This is a genomic window from Cyanobium sp. T1G-Tous, assembly GCF_024345455.1.
Taxonomy (GTDB): domain Bacteria; phylum Cyanobacteriota; class Cyanobacteriia; order PCC-6307; family Cyanobiaceae; genus Cyanobium_A.
Genome location: NZ_JAGQBD010000045.1, coordinates 1 through 6126, shown reverse-complemented (window position 1 = coordinate 6126; position 6126 = coordinate 1). Strand labels below are relative to the sequence as shown.

5 protein-coding genes are annotated in these 6126 nt (G+C 54.0%); 4 read left to right on the top strand and 1 reads right to left on the bottom strand.

What is annotated here, in order from left to right:
• Positions 1-125: 125 nt before the first annotated feature.
• Genes KBY75_RS15035 through KBY75_RS15025 form a run of 3 tightly spaced genes read left to right on the top strand, consistent with a single transcriptional unit; the run spans position 126 to position 3589 of the window.
• Complete coding sequence (locus KBY75_RS15035) at positions 126-1034, top strand: sulfotransferase (protein ID WP_255024538.1); 909 nt, start codon at positions 126-128, stop codon at positions 1032-1034.
• Entirely contained in the window at positions 1034-2122 is a 1089-nt protein-coding gene (locus tag KBY75_RS15030; RefSeq protein WP_255024537.1) for an SDR family oxidoreductase, read from the top strand. The genes KBY75_RS15035 and KBY75_RS15030 overlap by 1 nt, the downstream gene beginning before the upstream one ends.
• A gap of 3 nt (positions 2123-2125) precedes the next feature.
• On the top strand, positions 2126-3589 hold the full coding sequence (locus tag KBY75_RS15025) for an MFS transporter (RefSeq protein ID WP_255024536.1): 1464 nt from the start codon (positions 2126-2128) through the stop codon (positions 3587-3589).
• A 688-nt stretch (positions 3590-4277) separates the two neighbouring features.
• On the opposite strand, the gene KBY75_RS15020 is transcribed toward KBY75_RS15025, so the two are convergent.
• Positions 4278-4481: a hypothetical protein gene (locus tag KBY75_RS15020; RefSeq protein WP_255024535.1), complete on the bottom strand. Its 204-nt coding sequence runs from the start codon at positions 4479-4481 to the stop codon at positions 4278-4280.
• 480 nt (positions 4482-4961) lie between these two features.
• Here KBY75_RS15020 and KBY75_RS15015 point away from each other — a divergent pair.
• Positions 4962-6126: IS5 family transposase (locus KBY75_RS15015; RefSeq protein ID WP_255024534.1), on the top strand; the 1165-nt coding region annotated here is incomplete at its 3' end.

Genomic DNA, 6126 nt, shown 5'->3' with positions numbered 1-6126 from the left:
TGATTCAGCTCCATTGATTCTCGTCTACTGGTGTTGATTCAGCCCGTGTTCCTGACGAACCTGATTCTCAAATCCTCCAAATCTATTGCATTGATAGAGGGAACTCCGACTCAAATCAAAGCAAGATGCGGTGTTTATTTTTACTTGGAGCCCATCGATCCGGCACAACGTGGCTGCACCAACTTCTGGCCTCATCCCCGCAGATTTCTTGCATCACCTATTGGGATGTATTGCAACAGCTGCGCCAAGGCGAGCCCCCACTAGATCGCGATGAGGTGCAGAAAGCCCTTGATCAGGAAGGGGATAGCAGGGGTTTTGATGGCGTGGCGGTGGGGCTATATCTACCTGAGGAATACGGTTTTTTGCTCGAAAATGGCGCCTTCGACATGTATACACGGCGGCCCATTTCCAACAAGTGCTTTGATCCTTTAAAACAACTCATCACCAAGAAGAGCGAACAGGTCGACCAACCTCCTTTGTTGTTGTTGAAGAATCCAGTCGACTTTTACGATGGATTCCTCAACATTGCCACTGAGTTCCCTGATGGCAAACTCATTTTCTTGCACCGTCACCCCCTGGCTGTCTTCCGCTCCCAGGTGATGGCCTGGCGGCATCTGGCTAAGTCGCAAAACAACTACCTGGCAACCCTGGATCCCACCTATGCCGAGGCCATGGCAAATCCCACGACCAAGGTCGCTCTGCAATTTTCTCTCCACAGCCGATCTTTCCTCGAAACCATGCTGCTCACGTTGGCTGAGTCTTTTGACTTCCATCTTGAGCACGAAAAGGATCTCGCCCATCAAGCCATTCGGCTGCGCTACGAAGATCTTTGCCGCGATCCCTCTGCCGGCCTCAATTTGATCTCGAGCTGGCTTGGGCTGGCCGATCGGTTCGTCGCTCCCGAGCGGCTCTCGGCCCAGCCTCGAAAACTCAACATCGACCCACTGATTCAGGAGGTCTACGCAGCCCATGCTCATCGGTTTGAGGACTATCGCCAATGGCTTGGCTACTCGGTTGAGGAATCACCGCTCTGATGGCTGATTCTGGGGTTTTGGTGACTGGTGCCAACGGCTTTTTTGGCCTTCACCTCTTGCAGCAGCTGCAGCAGCTGGGTGTCACCCCTTTAAAAGCCCTGGTTCGAGCTGAGACCATGGATGGGGCCTGGCAGCGCCTCAAGTTCGCGGAGCAGCAGTACCATCTGGCCCTCGAACGAGAGGACCTTGAAGTAGTGCCCTGTGATCTCTCCCTGCCGGATTGTGGGCTGGTCGAGCAATCGCGTGATCACTTGCTGGAAGGAATCGACACCCTGGTAAACGCGGGTGCCTGTGTGAATTTCACCGCATCTCCTGAGCAACTCATGCGCACCAATGCCGGCGGCACCACCCAGCTGTTGGCAATGGCGAGCACTGCAGGTATTCGGCGCTTTCTGCAGGTGTCGTCGCTCGCAGTTTGCAATGGCTTCAACCTGAGCGACCAGCACCCAGTGCCAGAAGCACCGCTCAATGAGCAACCGAAAGCAGGTTTAAGCAGCTATGGCCAAAGCAAATTAGCGGCCGAACAGAGCTGCTATCGCTTTGCGGCAGAGGGATTGGGGGTAAGTGTGCTCCGTCTTCCCTATCTCCTGGCTTCGGGATCGAGCTTCGCGCTCAATCCCCATGGCTACCTCGATGTAGTGCTGCGGGCCGCCCTGAGGATTGGCGCAAGTTTTGATGATGCCTTCAGCCTGCATGCCCTGCCGGTGGATCTCTGTGCCCGTTGGGTGGCGAGGATGGTGCTGGCGCCAGAGGCCCACTTGATCGTGCATGTGGTCTCCGATCCGCCAGTGCAATGGCGCGACTGGATCGATGCGGCATCGGCTCTCGGGGAGGCGTTGCGCCTAGATCCGATGGAGCAATGGTATGGCCGGCTGCGAAAAGCTGCTGCCGCATCCCGTAGCCCCGATTTACTCGCGGCCATTGCTTTTCTTAGCCTGGAAACCACTCACAAGCGCTGGATGCACGTGAATGCCCACCGCCTTTCCTTTGACAATCCCAACCTCTGCTCTCTCGTTCCCAAGGCCGCCGTACCTTTGCAATTGTCGATGGAATATCGGCAAGCGGTGCTGCGCAAATTGGCTACCTGAATGATGACCGAACCTCTGCGCTATCTGTTACTGCTCACGCTTGCAGCCGCCTCAAGGTTTTTGGTCTTGGCCGATTTCACCATCGCCGATCTCATTGCCCCAGACCTCCAGACCAGCTTTCACACCACTCCCACCGCATTGCTATTGGCACGTAATGCAATGCCGATCAGCCTCGCCATCGGTATCCCCTTGGCGGTTCTTTTGGTGGAAAAGGCGGGATTAGCCAAAACCTATCTGGCGGCGCTTGTTTGCTTTATGACGGCGCTCCTGATCTCGGCCCACGCCACCAGCCTGGACATGTTTGTCATTGGCAGGATTTTGCAGGGGGTCTCTACCGCTGTTGTGTCGTCGCAGGTCTTCGCGGTGTTGTGGGTTTTCGCCCCGAGCCGCCTCCTCAATCAGGGTGTGGCCCTGGTGGCTGGAGTTGGGGCCGTGGGCATGGCAGCAGGGCCGGTGCTGGCTTCCTTGGGGGGCACTGGCGGCAAGTGGCGCACGATTTTCATCGTGTTAGCCCTGGCGGTATCGCTGCTGATTCCCCTGGCATGGTTCAGTTTGCGACGACCAATGCAAGCCGTGAGCCGGATCCCGGAGGCAGGCTCCTATTGGGGTGGATCCCTGTTTTGTGGTGCTTGGGCCCTGCTGTTGACGCGATGGCCAGAGGGAAGCCCCCTGGATTCCGCCTGGATGCGTAGTACTGAAGTGCTGCTACTGATTGGCTTGGGGCTTTGGTTACGCAATCGGCGCCAAGGAGAAGACGGCCCCTGGCGAAGCTCTCTATTTCGCGCAGGATTTTTAATTCGCTTTGCGTTGTTTGGAGCGATTGCAACGCCTTCTTTTTTTCTGGTGCTTTACCTACGAAATCAGGCCGGCTGGTCGATGGAACAGGCAGCGCTAATGGGAGTTGCCATGAGTGCTCCCATGATCTTGGGCATTCCCCTTTCGGCCCGGCTACACAGGCAGATCTCTCTGCCCCGCCTGACGAGCTTGTGCCTTCAATTGATGACAGCCGGCTTGCTCGGCTGGGTCTTTGCGTTGGCATTCCACCTTGTTGGACTGATGGTGCTGTGCAATGGCTTGATTGGCATCAGTATTGGGCTGCTGATTCCAGCGATCACCTCCAAGGCGATGCAAGCTGCGGGCAGCAGCTTTGCCCTACAGACCTCAGGCTGGTTGGTGTTAGCTGAGGCCCTTGGACCCATGCTTGGCTTCGCAAGCCAGAGCAACCTGCTGCTGTTCGCGACAGGTTTGTTTTGGCGTCACGCCAGAACAGAAGCCAACCTTCCGAATACCGTAATGGGCATGGGCCTCAATCATATTCAGCAAGCGCTACCCCTGCCGTACGCCGGGGATCAGGCCATTGCATCGCAAGCCTTTTTGCATGGACTACAGAGTATTTACCTCTGCTCTGCCCTAATTCTATTGGCGACAGCATTTGCTTGCAAAAAACTATTGCAGCCATCACAATAAATCCACATGACGGCACTTCATTCAAGCGACGAACGACCAAGGCCTCAACAAACAAGCCAAAAAAGCCAAGCTATGAACATCCAAGACACACCGCTAGACCCGCTCAAATTCAAGCCAGGCGAGTGCCAATGGTCGTATCGAGGGTCAACTGCTACTGGCATTACGGAGCAATCCAGCTTTAGCTAGGTTCGCCTAGCCCATCAGAAATTAGGTGAGGAGGACCCAAAAGCTGATACTTATTGGATGAAGAAAGTAAAACAGGGGGTTGATAAATAGGTTGACTAAAAGTCAAAAATACAGGGTATAGCTCATGCCACACAGTGGATCTCCAGGCAAGAACCATTGTAAACTCAAGGTCACCGGTTCAAATCTGTTAGCCGGCTTTGAGGTTCAGATGGGGTGCGTCGAAGTGCTTACAGTAGGTCTCGGGAATTGTGGCGAGCTCCTGAAGCCCGTGGGTTGATTACGGGTTGACTAATGCGTTGATTAAAAACTTAGCCAGTTCAGGCCGCTTCAGGAAACCAACGAACCGCAAACGCCACGGCGAGGGTGCGAAGCCCTTTATGGCCATAAACCGTTTGCCTTGTTCCCCGCCATCCACCGATCCCAAACCCTAAATGGGTCCCTGTTCCAGCAACAGCATCCCTGCTCCACCAGCGACCCGCACCCCTGTCAGGAGCTTCATGCTTTAGCCCCCTTTGAGCAGGGCATCTGGCTGAAGGAACTTGATCTCCTCCACCTGGACGATGCCATGAAGCGCAACGCCTTGACTCACGGCGGTGACGACGACACCGCCGTGGTGTGATGGTGTGGCGCCGGGGGGAAGAATCAGGTACTTGCCGCCAGCGCCCTTGTCGGGCCCCGTCTGGCCCAGGTCGGTAATCGTTGGCAAGCAAGCTAAAAATCAAAGCAATACAACAGTAAATTAAATAGCTAATGGAGCATGGCTTGGCTGCACCTATATCCGCAAGCCGCGAAGATTGCGCTATTCCTTTATGCAAAATTAACCAATTATGCACGATCTCAGCGTCTTCAAGAATAAAATCAGCCAAGGACTCAGAAGAAAGACCTAATGCAAAATGCCAAGGCTTGCCTATTTCCAAAAGCAAACATTAATGACGAGGTCGCAAGCCGACGCCAGTACGGCGGCAAGAGCTGAATACTTGTGACTTGCAATCATAAATCTAATAAGGGACTCCTGAAAAAGCCAGATCGCTTCCAGCGCAGCTTGTTTCAGCGATCAAAACCCGATAAACTGGCCTCGATCAGGGCAATTGACGATTGCTACAACTGCTGAGCACTGCAGATGTACCATAAACACCATAACGGGTAGCTCACAATCGAGGAGTTCCATGTGCCTTTTGGCGGCACCTTGGACTCGGACAATCGCTGGGTGATTTTCTCCTCCCTGATGCCATGGGAAGAGTTAGAACAAACATATGCTCCTCAGTTCAGCCCCACGACTGGTGCTCCTGCAAAGCCTGTAAGGCTGGCATTTGGTGCGCTGTTTATCAAGCAGCGGCTTGGGTTAACCGACGAGGAGACCGTCGAGCAGATCAGAGAGAATGCTTACATGCAATTTTTTCTTGGCTTTGCCGGAAATTCCACTAAGGCACCATTTGACCCATCGATGATGGTTCATTTCCGTAAGAGATTCTCGGAGGAGGATCTCTTACGGATCAATGAACTTATTGCCGAACGCGGCAAGGCCTTGGTGCTCGAAGCTGTGGCGTCACTCCCAGACGACGACTCTGATGATCCAGATGCCGGATCAGGCGAACAGATTTCACTTGATGACCTCATGAAGCCTGCAGATTGGCCAGAGAACAAGAACTGGGGAACACTGACCATCGATGCATCTTGCACGCCAGCAGACATCACCTATCCGACTGATCTAAAGCTGCTAAACGAGGCGAGGGACTCAACCGAACGGATCATTGATGACCTGTGCATCCAACACTCAGATTTTCGCAAATACAAGCCACGTTACGATCGTGGTAGGGCACGTGCTGCTTTCCTCAATGTCGCCAAACAGAAGAAGCCACGCCGCAGGAAGATAAAAGCCGCAATACGCCGTCAGCTCGACCATCTGCAGCGGAATCTTGATGCTATCGATGCCTTGATCACTTCTGGTGCCATGCTTTCGGGCTTGAAGACCCATTGGTGGCAGAAACTGCTCGTGATCAGCGAGCTGCACCGCCAGCAAAGCATCCTGTTGTACTCCAAGATGCGCAGCATGCCCGATCGCATTGTGAACTTGGTTCAGAGACACGTACGGCCCATTGTTCGAGGCAAAGCGAGAGCTGCTGTTGAGTTTGGCGCCAAAATTAGTGTGTCTGTGCGAAACGGCTTTGCCTTCCTGCACAGGATCAGCTGGGATCCATACAACGAAGCCGAAGACCTGATTCCACAAGCTAAGAAATACAAGCAAGAGTATGGCTGCTACCCCGAGCGAATCTGCGCAGATCGTATCTACATCAACACCAAGAACCGAAACTTCTGCACTCGGAACGATATACGCCTTTCTGGTAAGCGAT